This window comes from Amycolatopsis azurea DSM 43854, assembly GCF_001995215.1.
Taxonomy (GTDB): Bacteria; Actinomycetota; Actinomycetes; order Mycobacteriales; family Pseudonocardiaceae; genus Amycolatopsis; species Amycolatopsis azurea.
Genome location: NZ_MUXN01000009.1, coordinates 43,892 through 63,067 on the forward strand (window position 1 = coordinate 43,892; position 19,176 = coordinate 63,067).

Below are 19,176 nucleotides of genomic sequence, written 5' to 3' on the forward strand. Positions count from 1 at the left end.
ACGACGGCCAGCAGGACCCCTTCGACCCGGCCGACTCCGCGAACCACAGGGATCAGTTCAGCTTGCGCATGTCGGCGGGCAGGCCGCCGCCTGCGTAGACGTCCTCGGCGAGCTTCGCCAGCGCGGTGAGCGCGACGTTCTGGCTGAACGGCCCGTAGGACACCCGGGACACGCCGAGTTCCTGCGCGGTCGCCAGCGGGATCGAGCCCGGGACGCCGATCAGGTTCACCTTGCGCTCGCCCAGCGCCTCGACCAGCCTGCCGACCTGGGTCTCGTCGAGCTTGCCGGGCACGAAGAAGTTCGACGCGCCGGCGTCCAGGTACGCGCGGCCGCGGGTGATGGCCTCGGCCAGCACCTCCTCGGGGTCGCGGTCGCCCGCCCGGAGGAACGCGTCGGTGCGGGCGTTGAGCACGAAGTCGATCCCGGCGGACTGGGCGGCGGCGACCGCGGCCTCGACGGCCTTGACGGACTCGTCCAGCGGCTTCATCTGGTCTTCGAGGTTGCAACCGACCGCGCCGACCTCGATCGCGCGGGCGACCGTGCCGCCCGGGTCGCCGTAGCCCGCTTCCAGGTCCGCGGTGACCGGCAGGTCGCCCGCCGTCCGGACGATCAGCGCGACCTCGGAGATCATCAGGTCGCGGGGGATCTTCTCGCCGTCGGGGTAGCCGCGGGAGGCGGCGATGCCGTGACTCGGGGTGGCGAGCGCCTGCGTACCGGGGGTCTCGGCGACGACCTTCGCGGTGATCGCGTCCCAGACGTTGACGACGAGCAGCAGTTCGGGGGCGGCGTGCAGCTCTTGCAGCCGGGTGGCCTTCTCGGCGGTGGAAACCATGTCTTCAATCTAGAGGCCGCCGCAAGGCGAGGGGCCTCAAGACGCGGCGGTGAGGGCGCCGAGTCCACTCGCCTGGGTCCGCCAGTCCGTCTGGTTCGGTGTCCCGCCCGCCCAGCGCTGTCCGATCCGGTTCAGCGGATCGCGGTCCGACGTCCACAGGGAGTCGGCCTGTCGCTTCACGTAGTCACGGTAAGCCGGGGAGTTCGTCGCGACGGCCAGATCGGCGAGGAAGCGCATGAAGATGCCCTTGAACTGTTTTTGGTTGTCGTCACAGGAGTTCTGGCCGACGTCGCAGGATTCGGTGAGGACGCCGTCCCTGGTCAGCGCCGTGCCGTTGACCGCCGTGTCGCCCAGGCGCCGGGCCGCGTCGAGCCAGCGGGTCTCGCCGGTGGCCCGCCAGATCTCGACCAGGCCGCCGATGCCCAGGCCCTGGTTGTAGGTCCAGACCGTCTGGCCGTTGTTGCGGCAGTCCCGGGTGAGGCCGTCGTTGACCAGCCCGGACGCGTTGATCATCCCGCTGGCCAGGTACCAGTCCGCGGCGGTCCGGGATCGTTGCAGCCACACGGAATCTCCCGGCGTCCGGCGATGGACGGAAGCCGCGAGCCGCAGGTACAGACCACTGGTGACGGCGTTCTTGTAGGTCCGCTCCCGGTCCCACCAGACACCGCCGCCGCAGGTCCCCGGATCCCAGTACTGGTGCACGTACGCGGCGATCGTCGTCGCCATGGACAGGTACCGGGGATCGCCGGTGTGGTCGTAGGCGGCCACCCACGCCAGGCCCCACCAGGCGCTGTCGTCGATGGCCCGGCTGGCGAAATTCCCTTCGATGGCGTCGGAACTGCGCTCCCCGGCGGGGAAGACGCCGCGGTTCTGCTCGAAGGTCCGCGCGATGATCCAGTCGTAGCGGCGATCCCCGGTGGTCTTCGCGTGGTCGATGACCGCCGTCAGCGTCGCCGCCGAGTTCCACCAGCTGCTCGGCCACCAGCCCGGATACGGATCGTAGGAATACAGGAGCGCGTCGGCCGCCGCCTGCGCGCGGGCCGGTGCCGGACGGGCCACGCCGTACAGGAGCCTTCCTGATGCCCGGCTTCACGGCCGCAAGCGCGGACGGCGCCGCCGTAGTGGCGGCCCCGGGGATCACGCGTCGCGAACAACGCCGTCCGGCCGGTACTCGCGCCCGCGGCGACCGACGTCCGGCCCAGCGACGAACCGCCCGCCCAGCTCGCCCCCGCGTCCCAGGATCGGTCCAGCCAGATTTCGTCGCCCCGCGCGCCGGACTCGATGGTGCCCCACGCCATCGCGTTCCCGTCGACGTGCAGGCGGATCGTGCGCCCGAACAACGTCGTCGGCGGAACGGGCTGGGTGTCCCCGTCCGGCTGGGTCGCGCCGTCGCAGACGACATCGCAGACCTTCGGGTGGATCCACTCCGTGCAGGTGACCCCGGCGGCGTCGCCGCATACGCGGATCAGGCCGCGCCGGTGCTTCCCGGGGTCGGTCACGTTGTACATCAACGTTCTCGTGCCGGTCCAGGTGCCGGGAATGCTCGCTTTGCCCAGTAGCCCTTCCCAGGTCGCGCCGCCGTCCCAAGAGCGGTCGAGCCAGACCGAATCGCCGGCCACGCCGCGATCGATGCTGCCCCAGGCCATCCCGTCGGCGTCGGACGCGTGCAGCCGGAGCAACCGTCCGTTGAACACCTTGTCCGGAACCGGAAAAGTGTCCTGCTGCGCCTTCGAAGGGTCTAGAGTGTCGCAGGACAGCACACAGACCACCGCCGCGGCGGTCACCGGTTTCCCCGTCGGTACGGGAATCGCCGTCAGAATCAGGCAAAGCACGAGATGGATCAGCGATGACATCGTTGTCCGCCCTCGGGGTCGGCCGCGCACCGGATCTGGATGCCTTTGATGATCCGGGTTTCATCACCGGCCGGTCAACGGGAACCACCGGTCAGATCTCGGGACAGGAATCCTGTTACGCCTCACGCTCAGGCCGCGATCTGTAGGGATATCACTTTCGAGGGAGGTCTCGTGGAGCTGACCATCAACGCGGCGGGCGACGAACAGGCGCTGAACGAGTTCTACAGCTGGCTCCGTGAGGACGTGGACGTCGCCCGGTCCGCGACGATCAGCGCGGTGGGGTCCCGGGGCGCGGGGGAGATGGGGGTCTTCGAGGTCATCTGCATGTCCATCGGCTCCCTGACCGGGCTGGCGAACCTGGGCATCGCCTGGGGCAACTTTCTGCGCTCCCGCAAGGAAACGCCCCCGTTCACGATCACGATCGAGGGGGAGTTGACCGCCGAACAACGCGCCATGCTCCGGAACCTGGATCTCCCGCTGAGCCGCCCGGAGGACGTCGAGTGAGGTTGCCCGATCCACGGAAGTCGCGAGCCGTACTGGTCGGGGTTTCGGAGTACGCGACGCTCGAAGAACTGCCGGGCGTCGCGAACAACATCGAGACCCTGCATGACGCGATGACCGATCCCGAGTTGTGGGGGCTGTCGGAGGAGCACTGTGTCGCGCTGCTCAACCCCGAGTCCCCTGACGAGGTGATGGACGCCGTCCATCGAGCCGCGTCGGAAGCGACCGACGCACTGCTGTTCTATTACGCGGGCCACGGACTGCTCGACAACCGGTTCGAGCTGTACCTGGCGATGCCGGGTTCGGACAACGACCGGCTCTACCGTTCCGTCCGGTACGACGACATCCGGCGTGAGGTCGTCGGCACCGCCTTGTCCTGCTACGGCAAAGTGGTGCTGCTGGACTGTTGTTACAGCGGCCGCGCCATCGGAGGGATGGGCGGTTCGGTGGACGACCTGGCCGATCAAGCGCGCGTCGACGGTACCTATGTCATGACCGCGACGGCCGAGACGCGCAAGGCACTGGCGCCGCCGGGGGAGCGCTACACCGCGTTCACCGGCGCGCTCGTCGACAAGCTGACGCGCGGACTGCCCGACGGACCTGAACTCCTCGACATGGAGACGCTCTTCTACCACGTGAAGGCCGACCTCCAGGCCCGGCACTTTCCCGTGCCCCAGCAACGCAGCCGCAACGACGGTGCCGCGATCACCCTGGTGCGCAACCGGTGGAGCGCCGGGCGGACGATCGTGGAACGGCCGGTGGTCACACCCCGCTCGCTGCCCCGGCCACCCGCCGGTTTCGAGCCGTTCCTCAGACGTCGCCCGTCCGACGTCTACGCGGAAGTGCGGACACTGCGGGCGCACGAGCTGGGCGAGATCGCCGAGCAACTCCTCGTCGCGAGCGCCGCCCTGCGGCCGGATCAGGAGGTCGCGGCGATCGTCGGACTGCTCCGCCGGTCGGATGCGAGCAAGGACGTGGCGACGGTTCTCGAGGCCGCGTCCCGCCGCCCGCCCGAAGAGATACTGGGGATCCTGGACGCGCTGTACGACACGGAGCTTCCCGACGATGCGGCTCTTCTGTTGCGTGCGGCCGGATCCGGTCCGGTCGGCGACGTGGCGGCTCTGGCGCATCTGCTCCAGAAGCGGTTTCCCCTCGATCGTGACCTTGTCCGGCTCCTCGACGCGGCACTCGATGCCGCACAGGCCAGTTCCTCGCTGATCGACCTGGTCAACGCCCTGTGGGTGGCCGGGCTGCGTGAAGAGGTCGACAGCCTGATCGGGCGCACGGTGACTCGGTTGCCTGCCTCGGCGGTGCTCGCCTTGGCCGACGAACTGCGGTCCGTCGGCAGGGAAGAGGCGGCGTTCGGCCTCTACGCGGCGTCGGCGGAAGCGATGGTGTCGCGTCCGCCGGACGTCGTGGCCCAGCTCTGTCACGCGATGACCGAGGCAGGCCGTCCGGCGGACAGTGACGCGGTTGCCGAGGCGGTGATCGGCGGCACCGGCGACGTCGGTGGTTTGCTCGCGATCGCGCTCGCGTTCTGGGAGACCGGCCAGGAAGAGCACGCCGAGCGGGTGCTGACCCGGGCGGCGAAAGTCCTGCCGGACGACGCCGTGATCAGTTTCGTGGCCGAGTTGCGGGCCCACGGCCGAGACGACGCCGCGCACCGGTTTTGCCTGCAAGCCATGCTGAACCGCTCCGCTCGGTCCATTCGGGAGATCCTTGCCGAACTCCGGGACGAGGGCTGGCCGGTCCTGGCGAAGCAAGTGCTCGACGAGGTGAGCGCTCAGGTTTCGGTGGCCACGGTCGCCGAGTTCCTTGTTCTCTGCACGGCGGCGGACCGGCAACGGGTGCTGAGCCTGGCAGTCAAGCGCGAGCGAGAGTATGTGGCGAAGTTGTTGAAGTTGCTTCTGTCCGCGCATCCTGCCCTCGCTCGGGAATTCGCCGATCAGATCACGGCGAAGGCCGAGAACAGGACCGAACTGCTTCCCGTCGTCATCAAAGGCCTTGATTCTCGCTACAAGGAACAGGTGCTCGCGAGGGTCGTCGACAACAACGGAGGCCCCGAGCTCGTCACCTTGTTGAAAGCGTTGCCCGTGCCTGACGCGAAGTACCTGATGTTCCTCATCGTCAGAACCGGACAGGCGAAGTTCCTGTCGGTGGTGAGCGGCCTACCGGGGCGTGATCCGCACAGCTTCCTTCGCAGCCAGCCTGTCGAAAGACTTCCCGTACTGGTCAAGATGCTGCTCACTGTCCCCCACGGCAAGCGTTACACGGATGCCATGCTCGACGAACTCGCCGCGCCCGAACGGGGACTTCTCGCCGTCACTCAGGAGTTGTCGTATCTCTTCGACGAGAACGAGACGGTGGTCGGAAAGCTTCTGCTGGGCAGGACGTTGATCGGAAGGTCCTCCGACGACCTCAAGAACTTCGTCCAAGCGGTCCGGATCGAGGGTTGTTCGGCGGTACTGGCCGCCACGGCGGACTGGGTGAAGGAGCACTACGAGGAGGTCGGTGCGACGGACGGCATCCTTCGCCGTATCGGTCTTCCCGAGTACGCGAGTCGTCGCTCACTCTTCGGTAGACGAGCCAAGGACTGAACGTTCAGGTGCCCAGCCACCGCAACGTTTCCAGCGCCACCGCCACGTCCACCGCGTTCTCCGCCAGCGGTCGCGGAAGCAGCTCGTCGGCCCGCGCCAGCCGCCGGACGACGGTGTTCCGATGGGTGTAGAGCCGTTCCGCGGTCCGCGTCGTGTTGCCCAGTTCGTGCACATAGGTCCGGACGGTCTCGCGGGTTTCGGCGTCGGCGTGCCGGAGTTCGCCGAGGGTGTCGGCGATGAACTCGCTCGCCTGCGCCGGGTCACCGGTGAGCAGGACGAGCAGTTGGATGTCCTGGTACCGCGCGATCTGCTGCGGTGAGGTGAGCCGGGCGAGCATCCGCTGGGTGGCGGCGGCGTCCAGATGACTGCGGCGGAAGCCGTCGATCCCGCTGCCTGGCCGCCCGAGCGCCACCCGGACGTCGGGGTGCGGCGCGAGATCTTCGGCGAGCCGGTCCGCGCGCGGCGGGGTCCGGCCGGGGAGCCAGACCCACAGGGCGGCGGCGCTGGCGACGACGGTCAGCCGGTGTGAGGCGCCGCCGGCCCGCATGAGCGTCTCGGCGGCGGTTTCGAGCTGCTGGGACGACGGGGTGGCCGAGCCGCTCCAGACGATCGCGGCCGTATGCGGACCGGCGAGCGGGTAGCCCAGCTGGGCTTCGGCCCGCGAACGGCTGATCGGCGCGCCCTCCAGCAGCAGCGTGACGGTCGCCCGCCGCTCGGCGTGCGCGCCGCGGGTCAGTTCCGTGCGTTCGGCGGCCATCCGTTCGGACACCGCGGCGACGGTGTCCTCGATGAACGTCGTGATCGACAGCGACGAGACGTCCAGCAGCTCGCGGAGCAGGACCGGGTCCGACGTGAGGTCGAAGCAGATCTCGATCCAGCGCCGCCAGGCCACTCCCTGCGCCCGCCGGTAGGCGTCGAGGCCGCCGGAGTCGAAGCCGCGGCGCACCATGTCGCGGGCGCCTTCGAGCACTTCCTGATTCAGGTTGGCGGTGACCCTTTTGCCCGGATGCTGCACGTTGGCGGCGGCCCAGTGCAGGAGATTCGCCAGGTTCGCGCGTTTGGTCCCCTCGGTGAGCACGGGGTCCTCGGCGACCGCGCGCATGCTGCCCCCGCCGAGCGAGGCTTCGTGCAGCTCCTCGATCCATTCGGCGCGCGGATGCAGGACGATCTCCGCTCCCCGTCGGAAGAGCTCACGCGCTTCGGCGGACAGCGTCGGCCACGGCGATGCGGCACTTTGCACCATGGAGCCATCATGATGGTGCAGATAGTGCTAGCGCAATTCCCCCGCGCACCCGCATGGTGGGGAGAACCGAGACGAGGCTGGAGTACCGCATGACGACGAGCACACCCGTCGAGCACCTCGACGTGGTCATCATCGGTGCCGGGATTTCCGGGATCGGGGCCGCGCGCTACCTGAAGACCGAGAACCCGGGCAAGACGTTCGCCATCCTGGAGGCCCGCGGCACGTCCGGCGGCACCTGGGACCTCTTCCGGTACCCCGGCATCCGGTCGGACTCCGACCTCCACACCTTCGGCTACGAGTTCAAGCCGTGGCGGGACAAGCAGTCCATCGCCGACGCGCCCCGCATCCTGTCGTACCTGCGTGAGACGGTCACCGAGAACGGCCTCGAACCGAGCATCCGCTACCACCACAAGCTGCTCTCGGCCGCCTGGTCGAGTGACGAGGCCCGCTGGCTGCTCGAGATCGAGCGGACCGACACCGGCGAGCGCACCCGGCTCAGCGCGGGCTGGCTGTTCAACGCGGGCGGCTACTACCGCTACGACGAGGGCTTCACCCCGCGTTTCGAGGGCCGCGACCGGTTCGCCGGCACGATCGTGCACCCGCAGCACTGGCCGGAGGACCTCGACTACGAGGGCAAACGCGTCGTCGTGATCGGCAGCGGCGCCACCGCGGTCACCCTGGTCCCGGCGATGGCGGGGACGGCGGCGCACGTGACGATGCTGCAGCGCACCCCGACCTACGTCATGCCGGTGCCGCGCGAGGACAAGATCGCCAACGGCCTGCGCAAGATCCTCGGTGACGAGCGGGCATACGCGCTCACCCGCCGCAAGAACATCCGCAAGGGACTCGCGGTCTGGCAGTTCTGCCAGAAGTTCCCGAAGACCGCCCGCGGGCTCATCCGCTACGTCAACAAGAAGCAGCTGCCCAAGGACTTTCCGGTCGACGAGCATTTCAACCCGCCGTACGACCCGTGGGACCAGCGGCTGTGCGCCGTGCCTGGTGGCGACCTGTTCGCCGCCATCCGCAAGGGGCAGGCCGACGTCGTCACCGACAAGATCGCGACCTTCACCGAGAAGGGGATCCTGCTCGAATCCGGTCGCGAGCTGGAGGCGGACATCATCGTCACCGCCACCGGCTTGAACCTCCAGGTGTTCGGCGGGGCGAAGCTCAGCGTCGACGGCAAGCCGGTGATTCTGCCGGAAACGGTCGCGTACAAGGGAATGATGCTTTCGGACGTGCCGAACGCCGCCTTCGCGATCGGCTACACGAACTCGTCGTGGACACTCAAGATCGGCCTGCTGTGCGAGCACTTCTGCCGCCTGCTGTCGCATATGGACACTCACGGCTACGACGTCTGCCGCCCCGTCCTCGCCGATCCGGACATGCCGACGCGGCCGTTCCTGGACTTCGCCGCCGGATACGTCCAGCGCGCCCTCGACCAGCTTCCGCGCCAGGGCGACCGTTTGCCGTGGCTGACGTCGATGAGCTACCACTCCGACATCAAGCTGCTGCGCGCGGACGACATCACCGATCCCGAGCTGCACTTCTCCCGCGCGCAGGTCCGGGAAGCGGTGAGCTCGTGACCGACAGCTTCGCCGACCTGCCCGGCGGCCCCCGGATCTGTTACCGGGAAGAGGGCGCGGGCGACGGTGTACCGCTGGTGCTGATCGCCGGGCTCGGACTGGATCTCACGTCGTGGCCGCGGCCGATGATCGAGGGGTTCGCCGGCCGCGGCTTCCGGGTCGTCACCTTCGACAACCGGGACGCGGGCCGCTCGGACCGCATCAAGGCGCCGAATCCCGGCAAGCTCCGCCAACTGCTGGCCCGGCCCCTGCCGGGCGCCTACGACCTGGGCGACATGGCGGCGGACACCGTCGGCCTGCTGGACCACCTGGGCATCGAGCAGGCGCACCTGGTCGGCATGTCGATGGGCGGCATGATCGCCCAGACCGTCGCCGCCCGGAATCCCGGCCGCGTCCTGTCGCTGACGTCGATCTTCTCCACCACCGGCCACCGCAAGGTCGGGCAGCCCGCGCGGTCGACGCTGCTGCGCATGGCGAGGCGGCCGGCCCAGACGGTCGAGGAATCGGTCGTCGGGCATCTGGCGATGATGGGTCACCTCGGCTCGACGACTTTCCCGCTGGACAAGGACGTCGAGACGGCCTGGGCCACCGAGCTGTGGGAACGGGCTGGAGGGCGGCGCGCCCGCAGCGGCATCGCCCGCCAGATCGGCGCGATCCAGGCCAGCGGCGACCGCACCGCCGAACTCGGCCGGATCACTTGCCCGACGGTCGTCGTCCACGGGAACAGTGACCGCATGGTCCACCACAGCGGCGGGCGGGCGACCGCGGAAGCCGTGAACGGCGCCCGCTACGTCGAAATCCCCGGTATGGGCCACCACATCGCCCCGGGCCTCGTCGACCGGCTGGTCGAGCTCACCGCCGAACTGGCCCTCGATCCGGCAGGAGAATCCCGATGAGCAGCGTTCGCGGCAAGGTCGCCGTCGTCACCGGCGCCGGTTCCGGCATCGGACGTCAGCTGGCCCTCGAACTCGCGCGACGCGGAGCGCGCCTCGCGGTGTCCGATGTGGACGAAACCGGCCTGGCCGAGACCGTCGCCGAGGTCAAGGCCCTCGGCGCGGAAGTACAGGGCGCCGCCTTGGACGTCAGCGACCGAGCGGCCGTCCTGGAGTATGCGACCACGGTCGCCGGGCAATTCGGTGTGGTGCACCAGATCTACAACAACGCGGGGATCGCCGGCGGCGGGCAGACCGTCCTCGACGCCGAGTGGGAGCTCTACGACCGCACGCTCGCTGTCAACCTCTTCGGCGTCATCAACGGCACCAAGGCCTTCCTGCCGCATCTGATCGACTCCGGCGACGGCCAGGTCGTCAACGTCTCCAGCCTCAACGGTTTCATGGCCCAGCCGACGCTCAGTGCCTACTGCGCCAGCAAGTTCGGCGTCCGCGGGTTCACCGAGGCGTTGCGCACCGAGATGATCGCGGGCAGGCATCCGGTGCGGGTGACGGTCGTCCACCCGGGCGGGGTCAAGACCGGCATCGCCTCGGCGGCGCTGAAGGAAGCCGAAGCCCGCGGCATCGAGCCCACCGCCGAACAGCGGGAACGTGTCCGCGTGTACAACGAAAAGCTGCTGAAGATGCCCGCCGATCAGGCCGCCCGCATCATCGTCGACGGGGTCGAAGCCGGGAAACCGCGCGTGCTCGTCGGAAACGACGCGAAACTGGTCGACAGGCTGGTCCGCCTGCTGCCGCGGCTCTACCCGAAGCTGATCGTCGACTTCGAACGACGGCGTCTCGCCCGCTAGTTCAGGCGAACCGTTCCCACGCCGACTGGCGGCGCATGCCCAGCGCTTCGCCGATGCGGTCCCACGAGATACCGCGGCGACGGGCCTCGCCGACCCAGGACCGCAGGTCGTCGTCGACCAGATGCCGGATCGCCTCGATACGCGGCAGATGCGCGAGAAGAGCCGCGTCGTCGACGCCTTCCCAAACGGGTGTGGCGCGCTTCAGTCCGGCGGGTTTTTTCTTGACCGCATCGGCGCACAACACCACGCAGTCGTTGCAGATGTAGACACCGGCGCCGGCGACCAAGGTGTCGACGTCGTCGGCCGAACGTCTACAAAAGGAGCAACGGTTCACGGCGGATCCTCTCGTCAGGAGTCTCCTGACAAGTTAGACCCGTCAGGGTAGTCCTGACAAGCGGCCGGTGATCAGGCGCCGACGCTCCGATGTCCGAACAAGCCGAGCAGCCAGATGTAGCGGACGGCTTCGCGTGCCTGGCCGTAGGCGTCTTCGGTGCCGATCCAGATGGCCTGCGTGATCAGTTCGATGGTGGCGGCGACGACCGCGCGTGCGGTGAACGGCGGCGGTGCCGGCAGCGTGGGATCGGTGGCACGCAGCCATTTCGCCGTCTGATCGAAGACGGCTTCACCGGCGCGCAAGGTGTTCTCCCGTGCTTCGAGTCCCGCGTCGCCGAGCGCGTAGATCTCCAGCAGAGCGGCGCGGACGGCCGTGGGGCGCCGGTGCACGTAGTCGACGAGGAAGTCGCAGCACGCGGCGACGGCGTCCAGCGGGGTCGCGGCTTCGGCGCCCGCGGCGACGCCTTGCGCGATGAACTCGGCGGTGATCTCGCGGTAGGCGGCGAGGAACGCGTCCTGTTTGCCGGAGAACTGTTCGTAGAACGAGGTCCGGGACACGCCCGCGGTGGCGGTGATGTGGCCGACGGTGGTGGCGACGTAGCCGCGTTTGCCGGCGTTCTCCAGTACGGCGTCGATCAGCCGGGCTCGCTGGGTTCCGGCGACCTCGTCACGGCTGAGGTTGTGCGGCCCCTTCGGCAGCCTGCGGTGCTCGGTCACGTGCGGCACCGTACCGGTCCGGAAAGCCGTGAAGGCCTCCTTCCCTACCTTGAGAGTAGGGAAGGAGGCCTTCACGGACCTGTGCGGTCAGCTGACCGGCACCTCCGGGGCAAGGGAGTTGCCGGGCGCGATCTTCCCGCAGGTGGATGGCGCGGTCTTGCCGGCGAACCGGTCGTTGAGCCAGCCGATGGCCTGCGGCGCCCAGGCGACGGCCGCCCCGACGTGGCTCAGCAGGTTGTACTGCTCGAACTTGATCGACTTGTTGCCGGTGTCGCAGTACTGACGCGCGAGCGACCGCACGTCGCCGGCCACCATGACGCCGTCACCGGTCCCGATCCCCGGCGGGTTGCCGAAAGTGCCTTCCAGGACACCGTTGTTGCCCTGCGCGATGTATCCGGGCACGGTGGGCGTCGCGGCCGAGCCGAGGTTGATCTTGTTCACGGCCTCGACGTACGGCAGCACCTTGTTCGGGTTGGTGTACTCGGGCTTGACGAACTTCTCCCACGTCAGCCCGGGATAACGGCCGAGCGCGTCGACGATGGACGCCTTCTCCATGTCCTTGAGCACCTGAAGGCCGTAAGAATTCGCGTACGGCTTGAGATCGATGCCGAAGGAACGCGAGACCCCGATGAGCGCCATCGGAATGACACCGGTCCACGCGACACTGCCGTTGACGTACTTGAGATTGTGCGACGGCTTGACGAGCAGCCCGCCTTCGGTGAACCCGACCAGATTCTTGTTGACGTCGGGGGCGTAATCCGGCGCGAGCGCGGCGGCCCAGCCGGTCGCGATGGCGCCGCCCGAATACCCGATGAGACCGAAGCGGGTCTTGTCGTTCATTCCCGTTTCCGGTGCCTTCGTCGCGGCACGGATGGAATCCAGGGTGTTCGTGCCGTATTCCGGCCCGGCCGCGAAGTTCGCCTTCTGGCCCTCGGTGTCGGGAATGACGACGTTGTAGCCCAGTAGCAACGCGGGCGCGATGAACAGTGCCTCCGCGTTGGCGATCAGGCCGCCGAGCGAGAGGTCGCCGGCGATCGCCCTCGACGGGCCGTGCTCGGGGTTGAGCGAGTCGTAGAACGATTGGTACGAAACGGCTTTGGTGCTGTCGCCGGTGAGGCTGCGCACCACCGAAGTGACGTTGGCGGACGGCTTCCCTTGCGCGTCGGTGCTCCGGTAGAGCAACTGGGTCACCTTGAGCGGCGTGGAAATACCGACGACGTGGTAATTCAGCGTCCGGGTCTTCAAGACGGTTCCGGGGCTGTACGACGACAGCGGTTCACTGCCGCTGTAGGCGTAGAACGGATCTGTCGCAGGGGCGGCGGAAGCGGCTGGCGCGGCGGCGAAACCGACGATGACGGCGATCGCGACGGCCAGCAGGCGAGCGGGCTTTCGGGTCATGACTCCCCTTTGAATCATGAAGTGGATCACGTTTGGATGTTCGGAACCTACCAGCCGGTAACCGATGGTGTACAGGGTCGTACATCATTTATTCGCGCGAAATTGACACTTTTTCCGCCGGAGGTGTTCCGGTTTGGACGGAGCACGGCTCGGACAGGCTCCGGGTTGTGATCCAGCACAAAAACGGCAAGGCGATCAACGGCGTCAAGGCCGTCCGCAAGGACGTGTGGTCCGCGATGGCGCCGATGACGGGGCTCGCGAGGCCGCCGATGCTGACCGTCAGCCCGAGGGTGACGCCACTGGCCGTCCCGACGCGCGTGGGCAGGTAGTCCTGAGAGAGCGTGATCTGGAGGGAGAACGGGATGTACAGGCCCACCGCGGCCAGGAGGACGAACGGGAAGAACGCCGGACCCGGCACGAACACGACTCCCGCGACAGCCCCGATCGTGGCCAGGTACGACCGCCGCACCACGGTGACGCGGTCCCGGCGTCCGGCCAGCCTGCTGCCCAGCAGCGTGCCCGCGGCGCCGCCGAGGTAGAGCAGGAACAACGCGGCACTGCCCGTCGCCGTGCCGCCGCTGACCCGTTGCCGGGCGTAGAGCGAGACGAACGTGCTCAGTCCGACGAACACGATCGAGCGGAAGACGACGGCCATCGACAGTCTCGCGAACGACCTCCAGTCGTCGACGCCCGCGACGTCCGCGGACGAGCCGCCGGCCCGGGCGGTCTTGGCGAGCGCGCGCAGCACGGGCAGGCACAGCACGGAGCCGGCCAGCGCGGGCACGACGAGCAACGGCGACATCCGGAGCCCGCCGAGGGCCATGACCGCGGCGACGAGCACGGGCGCGGCGGCGAAACCGACGTTGCCGCCGAGGGAGAACCAGCCCATGGCCGTATGCCTGCCGTCGCCGGCGATTCTCGCGACCCGGGCGGCCTCGGGGTGGTAGGCGGCCACCCCGATCCCCGACACGGCGACGAAAACGAGCGTGAGCGCGTACGAGTCGACGAGTCCGCCCAGTCCGATGCCGAGGCCGCCGAGGAGCGTGGCCGACGGCAGCAGCCAGGGCATCGCCCATCGGTCGGTCAGCGCGCCGAACAGCGGCTGCGCCACCGACGACAGCAGCGACGCCGCGAGCACGATGCCCGACACCGCCGCGTACCCGTAGGCGCGCTCGGCGGCGAAGAACGGCACCAGCGCGGCCACCGAACCCTGGTACACGTCCACGCACGCGTGTCCCGCCGACAGCAGGAAGATCGCTTTGTTCCTCGACACCCCGTCATGCTCGCCGTGGGGCAGGGTGTCGCACTTCCGATAAAATGACAGACGATGACGGAAATCCGCCATATGCCCGAAGCGCCGACGCAGGTCCAGTCCCTGGCCTCCGGCACGACGATCGACGCGCACCGCCACGACGACCACCAAGTCGTCTACGCGGCCCGCGGCGTCCTGGCCGTCACCACGGACAAGGGCTCTTGGGTCGCGCCCGCCACCAGGGCCATCTGGGTGCCCGCGGGGACCGTGCACGCCCATCAGGCGCCTGGCGACCTCGAACTCCGTCTGCTCGGCCTGCCCGCCACCGTGAACCCGTTACGGCTGAACGAACCGAGCGTGCTGGCCGTCGGCCCGCTCCTGCGCGAGCTGATCCGCGCCTACACCGATCCGCCGCACGACGACACCCCGGAACGACGACGGCTGCGCGCGGTCCTGCTCGATCAGCTGCGCGCCTCGCCGCAACAGGCTCTGCACCTGCCGACGCCGGAAGACCCGCGGCTGCGCGCCCTGTGCGAGATCCTGAGCGCGGACCCGGCCGACAACCGGACACTGGCCGCACTCGGCACCCGGGTCGGAGCGAGCGATCGCACCCTGGCCCGGCTCTTCAAGGCCGATCTCGGCATGACGTTCCCGCAATGGCGCACGCAGCTACGGCTGTACCGCGCTTTGGCGCTCCTGGCCGAGAACACCCCGGTGACCACGGTCGCGCACGCCTGCGGCTGGGCGTCCACCAGCGCGTTCATCGACGTCTTCCGCCGCGCCTTCGGGCACACCCCTGGCACGCACTTCGATCCGTGACCGAGGAAGTTGCGTCAGCTGGTGGTGGCGCGTCGGTCACGGGGGCAACGGTGTCTCGTGCGCCTCGCTGGGGACGCTCACCGTCTCGAGCGTGGCGCTCGAGACCTCGTCGCCGGCCGCCCGGCAACGAGAAAGCGGGGCCGGTCCACAATGGACCGGCCCCGCTTCGTGTTCGGTTCTTTCTTACGCCTCGCTACGGCGACGACGCACCAGCAGCACCATCAGCACACCCGCGCCGAGGAGCGCGCCGCCGATGACCAGCGGCATGGTGGCGGAGGCGCCGGTGTTGGCCAGCTCGTTGCCGCCACCCGACTCGGCGCCACCGGGCGTGGTGGGGGCCGGGGTCTCGGTGACGGGCGCGCCACCCTGCTTCCAGCTCGCGGTCGCGTTCGCGGAGACCGAGGTCTTCTCGGAGTCGGCGACGATCAGCGACTGGGCGGGAACCTTGGCGTAGTTCTCGCCCACGAACAGGCGGCCGGTGTCGAGGTGGCCGCTCACCTTCAGCGAGAACGAGCCCTCGCCGTCCTTGGTGTCCTTGGGGACGTCGACGAAGACCTTGGTGCCGTCCTTGATGGCGGAGGCCTTGATCTCCTTGCCGTCGGCGTCGACGACCTTGACACCCTCGGGCAGCTTGCTGGTCAGCTCGGTGATGTCACCGGTGGTGGCCACGCTGAACGGGCCGATCTTGCTACCGGTCGCACCGGAGGCCTTGGCCGGGCCGATGTCGAGGGTCGGCTTCGGCTGCGCGCTGATACCGACGTTCTCCTTGCCGACGAGGTAGTCGTAGAGGGCCAGCACGTCGGCCGAGGCCGCGGGGTTGCCGTCCATCAGCGGCTTCTCGCGGTCGAAGTCCTTGCCGTCGCTGAAGTGCCAGACGGCCGCCTGCGTCGCGGTGACAGCCTCACCGGCGGACAGGCCCTCGTTGAACTTGACCCCGTTCTTGCCGAGCGCGCCTTCGATGGCCTTCACGCCGACAGCCGGGTAGCCGTGGTGCAGCACCCAGTTGATCTTCGCGTTGTTCTTGTTGAACGGCGACGAAGCGTCCGGGTACTTGTTCCACGGGCGCTCGATCATGTCCTGATCGGTCCGCATGTTCACTTCGATCTGGACGCAGTACATCTTGAGCTTGCTGCCGTCGGAGAGCTTGAGCTCGAACAGCTCCGGGACGTAGTGCTTGGGGTCCCCGAAGTTGACGCTGTAGCCCCTCTCGCCGGCCTTCTCGACGACCCGGCCCCGTGCCGCGCCATCCTCGGCGAGGGCGGCCGGAGCGGCCATCGTCAGCGCGACGGCCGCGGTGGCGACCGCGATCCCGCCGCGAACCAGAACTGACCTGCCGTGCATGTGTCTCCCATCCGAATACGGACCACGAATGCCAGTGCCGCGTGCGACCACAGGCCCCGACCGCAACGGCTCGCCCACATGGGGGATCAGTAATCCCATCGAGCGAGAGCGGAGCATACAGAAGTCATACACGTGGCTACTCCGGGGTATGGCTCATGTCCGAATTGCCCTGAAAGAAGGGTGAACGCCAGGGGAATGATCTTGGGCGAGTAGATGACCTTGCGTGGCGGGAGTCCGTGGCGGTCCTCGTCTCGCGAGGGCGGGGTTGGTCTGCATGGCAGGCGACTTGCTCCGATGGAAAGACTGCCCGAAAAGGGGATCTCGGCATGTCCTGGCGTGATTTTCCCGTCGACTCGGGTAGTACTTCAATTTGCCGGTTTATTTCCGTCTCCTTGCGCCTGGCGGTTTTGGGTATTCGTGTGCGCGGAAACGCGAATGGCGACGAGTGTCGAATGTCACAGTATGTGGCGACGGTGTCCCCGCCTCCTTCATTCGGGGGTGTCACCGACTTCGGTCTTGGTTCTTTCGGGTGGAAGTTCCAGTCTTGCTGGGGGGATCGAGCTCGGCGAGGTAGACAGGGAGGTTCGAGGATTGCGCGGGAGTTCTCGGGTGTGGCTTGACGTAATGACGCGACGGGGCTTCGTGTCCGGGTATTTGCGCGAACAAAAAAATGTGTCCGTGAGGGGGAATCACGAGCATGCGTTTCGCGGCGCGTAACCTGCGATCGTATTCGTCATGGGGTTCTGTATTCAGTGACGAAGAATCGTGGTCGGGCAATTCGAGGTCGGCTGGTCACCGGTCTGGGTGTCGTCATGGGAGATGACATCGGCACGGTGCCGTGGGCACCGGCCGTGACGTCATCCTCCGGCACCCCGGTTCCCCGGCAGCTGCCTCCGGTGCCGGCGCACTTCACCAGCAGGACCGCGGAGCTCGAAGCGCTCGACTCAGCCGCCGCCGGTCAGGAGGGCGACGCGGTCGACCAGCTGCCTGCGGTGACCGTCGTGGTCGGACCGGGCGGAGTGGGCAAGACCGCGCTCGCCGTCACCTGGGCGGTCCGGAACGCCGGGCGGTTCCCGTCAGGTCAGCTGTACACGGATCTCCGTGGGTTCTCCCCGGAGACAGCCGTCCCGCCCGAAGAGGCGCTCGGAGCGTTCTTACGCGCACTCGGCGTCCCTCCGGAACGGGTGCCGATCGAACTGGCCGAGCAAGCGGCGCTGTTCCGGACCACCACCGCGGGAATGCGGCTGCTTCTGGTGGTGGACAACGCGATCTCGGCCGCCCAGGTGCGGCCGCTGATCCCCGCTTCGTCGGGATGCGTCGTCGTGGTCACCAGCAGGTTGAGACTGGACGGTCTGCACGCGGAGGGCGCGCGGTTCGTCGACATGGCGCCCCTGCCGCAGGAGCACGCCGTCGAACTGCTGACCCGATCGGTGGGGAAGTCGCGAGTGGCCGACGAACTGTCCGACGTCACGAAGCTGGCGTCCCTGTGCGGCCGGCTGCCGATCGCGCTCCGCGTGGCGGGCGCGAGGCTGGCGTCGCGACCGAAATGGCCGGTGGCGAGGATGGTGGCCGAGCTTCGCGACGAACGACTGCGGTTGACGAGGCTGTCGCCGGTGGGCGAGGCGTCGTTGACTGCCACTTTCGACTCGTCGTATGCCGCCCTGCCGCCGCACGCCGCCCGGCTCTACCGGCTGGTCAGCGAACACCCGGGGCCGGCGGTCGAAGTGGGTGCCGCCGCCGCGGCCGCCCGGGTTTCCGACGACGAGGCCGCGGACGGGCTCCAAGTGCTCGCGGACGCCAGTCTCCTCGAGGAGATCGGCGTGAGCGGCTACCGCTTCCACGATCTGGTGCGGTTGCACGCGCGGGCGCTGCCCGACGACGACCGCTTCGAAGTGGTCCCGAGGATCGCGGAGTGGTACCTGCACCGGATGACCCGGGCGAACATGGTCGTGATCCCGATGCGATGGCGGATCAGCACTGTGCGCGCCCGCTACGGAGACTCACCGCCGTTGTTCGACACGGGCGTCGATGCCCTTCGCTGGCTGGACGAACGCCTGCCGGACGTCATCCGACTGCTCGACGAGACGTTCGCGCTGGGACAGGACGAACTGGCCTGGCAACTGTGCGAGGCTCTCTGGGAGCTCTTCCTCTATCGCAAGCACTATCAACTTTGGCTTCGGACGCACGAGGTCGGCATCGCCGCGGCACACCGGTGCGCCGATGCGGTCGCCGAAGCGCGGTTGCGATGCCAGCTGGCTCGCGCCTATCTGGATCTGGGACGGTTCGAAGACGCCGAAACCGAATGCTTGAAGGCGGCGGAGCTGGCGAGAGGAGCCGGAAGCCGCCACAACGAGTCCGTGGCCTTGGACCAGTTGGGCATGGCGGCGCAAGGTCGCGGTGACTTCGAGCGGGCGGTCGAGTACTTCGGCGAAAGCCTCGTGATCGAAGGGGAGCTCGGGATCGACCGTGGTGTCGCCCAGCGGCACCGCCGGATCGGCGAGGCCTTGCTCCAGGCGGGCCGGACCACCGACGCCGCCCGGCATCTGCGTCTCGCGCAAGAGATGTTCAAAGAGGCCGGCGACGTGAAGGCCGAGGCTTTGGTCGCCATGCCGCTGGCGCGGATCGAGGCGCGAGCGGGCGAGATCACCGCGGCGAAGCGTGAGCTCGAACGCGCCGCCGCGGTTCTCGACCAGTCAGGTTCGGCCGTCTATCAGTCCGATGTGCTGGTGGCGTTCGCCGAGGTCGCTGAGCTCGAGGGTGATCTCGCCGCCGCTCGCGGCCATCTGACCGAGGCACTGGACCTGTGCCGTCCGATCGGCGGGCTGCGGCTGGACCAAGCCCGCACCCGGCTGGCTGCTTTGGACGCACGAAGTGATCGTCCGCAGCGACCGGAGCCGACGGCGGGTGAGTGACCACAGATAGGCGCCCGCGCCCGCCAGTTCCGTGGACTCGCACGGGATGACGGC

General features: G+C 68.4%; 16 protein-coding genes. 7 read left to right on the forward strand and 9 right to left on the reverse strand.

What is annotated here, in order from left to right:
- Nucleotides 1-52 precede the first annotated feature (52 nt).
- The 3 genes from B0293_RS13860 to B0293_RS43925 are packed head-to-tail and all read right to left on the reverse strand — an operon-like array spanning nt 53 to nt 2,685.
- The gene (locus tag B0293_RS13860) at nt 53-832 is read right to left on the reverse strand and encodes an isocitrate lyase/PEP mutase family protein (protein WP_005165788.1); all 780 of its coding nucleotides are present in this window, start codon (nt 830-832) and stop codon (nt 53-55) included.
- A 36-nt stretch (nt 833-868) separates the two neighbouring features.
- On the reverse strand, nt 869-1,891 hold the full coding sequence (locus tag B0293_RS43920; RefSeq protein WP_209437351.1) for a glycoside hydrolase family 76 protein: 1,023 nt from the start codon (nt 1,889-1,891) through the stop codon (nt 869-871).
- Nucleotides 1,777-2,685 carry a hypothetical protein gene (locus B0293_RS43925; RefSeq protein WP_209437350.1) on the reverse strand — a complete coding sequence of 303 codons (909 nt, stop codon included), beginning with the start codon at nt 2,683-2,685 and terminating at the stop codon, nt 1,777-1,779. Before B0293_RS43925 ends, B0293_RS43920 begins: the two co-directional genes overlap by 115 nt.
- Nucleotides 2,686-2,856: 171 nt before the next feature.
- Here B0293_RS43925 and B0293_RS13870 point away from each other — a divergent pair, with 171 nt between their 5' ends.
- Both B0293_RS13870 and B0293_RS13875 read left to right on the forward strand, forming a co-directional pair.
- A complete protein-coding gene (locus tag B0293_RS13870; RefSeq protein WP_005165783.1) occupies nt 2,857-3,189 on the forward strand; it encodes an effector-associated constant component EACC1 in 333 nt (110 codons plus the stop codon).
- Nucleotides 3,186-5,783 carry a caspase, EACC1-associated type gene (locus B0293_RS13875; RefSeq protein ID WP_005165781.1) on the forward strand — a complete coding sequence of 866 codons (2,598 nt, stop codon included), beginning with the start codon at nt 3,186-3,188 and terminating at the stop codon, nt 5,781-5,783. The genes B0293_RS13870 and B0293_RS13875 overlap by 4 nt, the downstream gene beginning before the upstream one ends.
- A gap of 4 nt (nt 5,784-5,787) precedes the next feature.
- Here B0293_RS13875 and B0293_RS13880 read toward each other — a convergent pair whose 3' ends face one another.
- On the reverse strand, nt 5,788-7,026 hold the full coding sequence (locus B0293_RS13880) for a PucR family transcriptional regulator (protein ID WP_005165779.1): 1,239 nt from the start codon (nt 7,024-7,026) through the stop codon (nt 5,788-5,790).
- 89 nt (nt 7,027-7,115) lie between these two features.
- Between B0293_RS13880 and B0293_RS13885 the strand changes: the two genes are divergently transcribed.
- Genes B0293_RS13885 through B0293_RS13895 form a run of 3 tightly spaced genes read left to right on the forward strand, consistent with a single transcriptional unit; the run spans nt 7,116 to nt 10,350 of the window.
- Nucleotides 7,116-8,609 carry a flavin-containing monooxygenase gene (locus B0293_RS13885; protein WP_005165778.1) on the forward strand — a complete coding sequence of 498 codons (1,494 nt, stop codon included), beginning with the start codon at nt 7,116-7,118 and terminating at the stop codon, nt 8,607-8,609.
- Nucleotides 8,606-9,505 carry an alpha/beta fold hydrolase gene (locus tag B0293_RS13890; protein WP_005165776.1) on the forward strand — a complete coding sequence of 300 codons (900 nt, stop codon included), beginning with the start codon at nt 8,606-8,608 and terminating at the stop codon, nt 9,503-9,505. Before B0293_RS13885 ends, B0293_RS13890 begins: the two co-directional genes overlap by 4 nt.
- Complete coding sequence (locus B0293_RS13895) at nt 9,502-10,350, forward strand: SDR family NAD(P)-dependent oxidoreductase (RefSeq protein WP_005165774.1); 849 nt, start codon at nt 9,502-9,504, stop codon at nt 10,348-10,350. Before B0293_RS13890 ends, B0293_RS13895 begins: the two co-directional genes overlap by 4 nt.
- Before the next feature lies 1 nt (nt 10,351).
- On the opposite strand, the gene B0293_RS13900 is transcribed toward B0293_RS13895, so the two are convergent.
- The 4 genes from B0293_RS13900 to B0293_RS13915 all read right to left on the reverse strand — a co-directional run bounded on the left by B0293_RS13900 (nt 10,352) and on the right by B0293_RS13915 (nt 14,071).
- Nucleotides 10,352-10,684, reverse strand: a complete 333-nt coding sequence (locus B0293_RS13900) for a ClpX C4-type zinc finger protein (protein ID WP_052014593.1) — start codon at nt 10,682-10,684, stop codon at nt 10,352-10,354.
- 71 nt (nt 10,685-10,755) lie between these two features.
- Complete coding sequence (locus B0293_RS13905; protein ID WP_005165770.1) at nt 10,756-11,400, reverse strand: TetR/AcrR family transcriptional regulator; 645 nt, start codon at nt 11,398-11,400, stop codon at nt 10,756-10,758.
- Between the two features lie 87 nt (nt 11,401-11,487).
- Nucleotides 11,488-12,798: a lipase family protein gene (locus tag B0293_RS13910; RefSeq protein WP_005165767.1), complete on the reverse strand. Its 1,311-nt coding sequence runs from the start codon at nt 12,796-12,798 to the stop codon at nt 11,488-11,490.
- Nucleotides 12,799-12,886: 88 nt separating this feature from the next.
- The gene (locus B0293_RS13915) at nt 12,887-14,071 is read right to left on the reverse strand and encodes an MFS transporter (RefSeq protein WP_005165766.1); all 1,185 of its coding nucleotides are present in this window, start codon (nt 14,069-14,071) and stop codon (nt 12,887-12,889) included.
- A 54-nt stretch (nt 14,072-14,125) separates the two neighbouring features.
- Here B0293_RS13915 and B0293_RS13920 point away from each other — a divergent pair, with 54 nt between their 5' ends.
- On the forward strand, nt 14,126-14,869 hold the full coding sequence (locus B0293_RS13920) for an AraC family transcriptional regulator (protein WP_039919472.1): 744 nt from the start codon (nt 14,126-14,128) through the stop codon (nt 14,867-14,869).
- A gap of 183 nt (nt 14,870-15,052) precedes the next feature.
- On the opposite strand, the gene B0293_RS13925 is transcribed toward B0293_RS13920, so the two are convergent.
- Nucleotides 15,053-16,210, reverse strand: a complete 1,158-nt coding sequence (locus B0293_RS13925; protein WP_005165763.1) for a thioester domain-containing protein — start codon at nt 16,208-16,210, stop codon at nt 15,053-15,055.
- 812 nt (nt 16,211-17,022) lie between these two features.
- On the opposite strand from B0293_RS13925, the gene B0293_RS13930 reads away from it, so the two are divergent.
- Nucleotides 17,023-19,122, forward strand: a complete 2,100-nt coding sequence (locus B0293_RS13930; RefSeq protein ID WP_052014592.1) for a tetratricopeptide repeat protein — start codon at nt 17,023-17,025, stop codon at nt 19,120-19,122.
- The last annotated feature ends 54 nt before the right edge of the window (nt 19,123-19,176 follow it).

Bases quoted from the DNA above. Each gene is read 5' to 3' on its own strand.
- B0293_RS13860 (WP_005165788.1), bottom strand. From the start codon at position 832: ATGGTTTCCACCGCCGAGAAGGCCACCCGGCTGCAAGAGCTGCACGCC.
- B0293_RS43925 (WP_209437350.1), bottom strand. From the start codon at position 2,685: ATGTCATCGCTGATCCATCTCGTGCTTTGCCTGATTCTGACGGCGATT.
- B0293_RS13880 (WP_005165779.1), bottom strand. From the start codon at position 7,026: ATGGTGCAAAGTGCCGCATCGCCGTGGCCGACGCTGTCCGCCGAAGCG.
- B0293_RS13885 (WP_005165778.1), top strand. From the start codon at position 7,116: ATGACGACGAGCACACCCGTCGAGCACCTCGACGTGGTCATCATCGGT.
- B0293_RS13895 (WP_005165774.1), top strand. From the start codon at position 9,502: ATGAGCAGCGTTCGCGGCAAGGTCGCCGTCGTCACCGGCGCCGGTTCC.
- B0293_RS13910 (WP_005165767.1), bottom strand. From the start codon at position 12,798: ATGACCCGAAAGCCCGCTCGCCTGCTGGCCGTCGCGATCGCCGTCATC.
- B0293_RS13920 (WP_039919472.1), top strand. From the start codon at position 14,126: ATGACGGAAATCCGCCATATGCCCGAAGCGCCGACGCAGGTCCAGTCC.
- B0293_RS13925 (WP_005165763.1), bottom strand. From the start codon at position 16,210: ATGCACGGCAGGTCAGTTCTGGTTCGCGGCGGGATCGCGGTCGCCACC.
- B0293_RS13930 (WP_052014592.1), top strand. From the start codon at position 17,023: ATGGGAGATGACATCGGCACGGTGCCGTGGGCACCGGCCGTGACGTCA.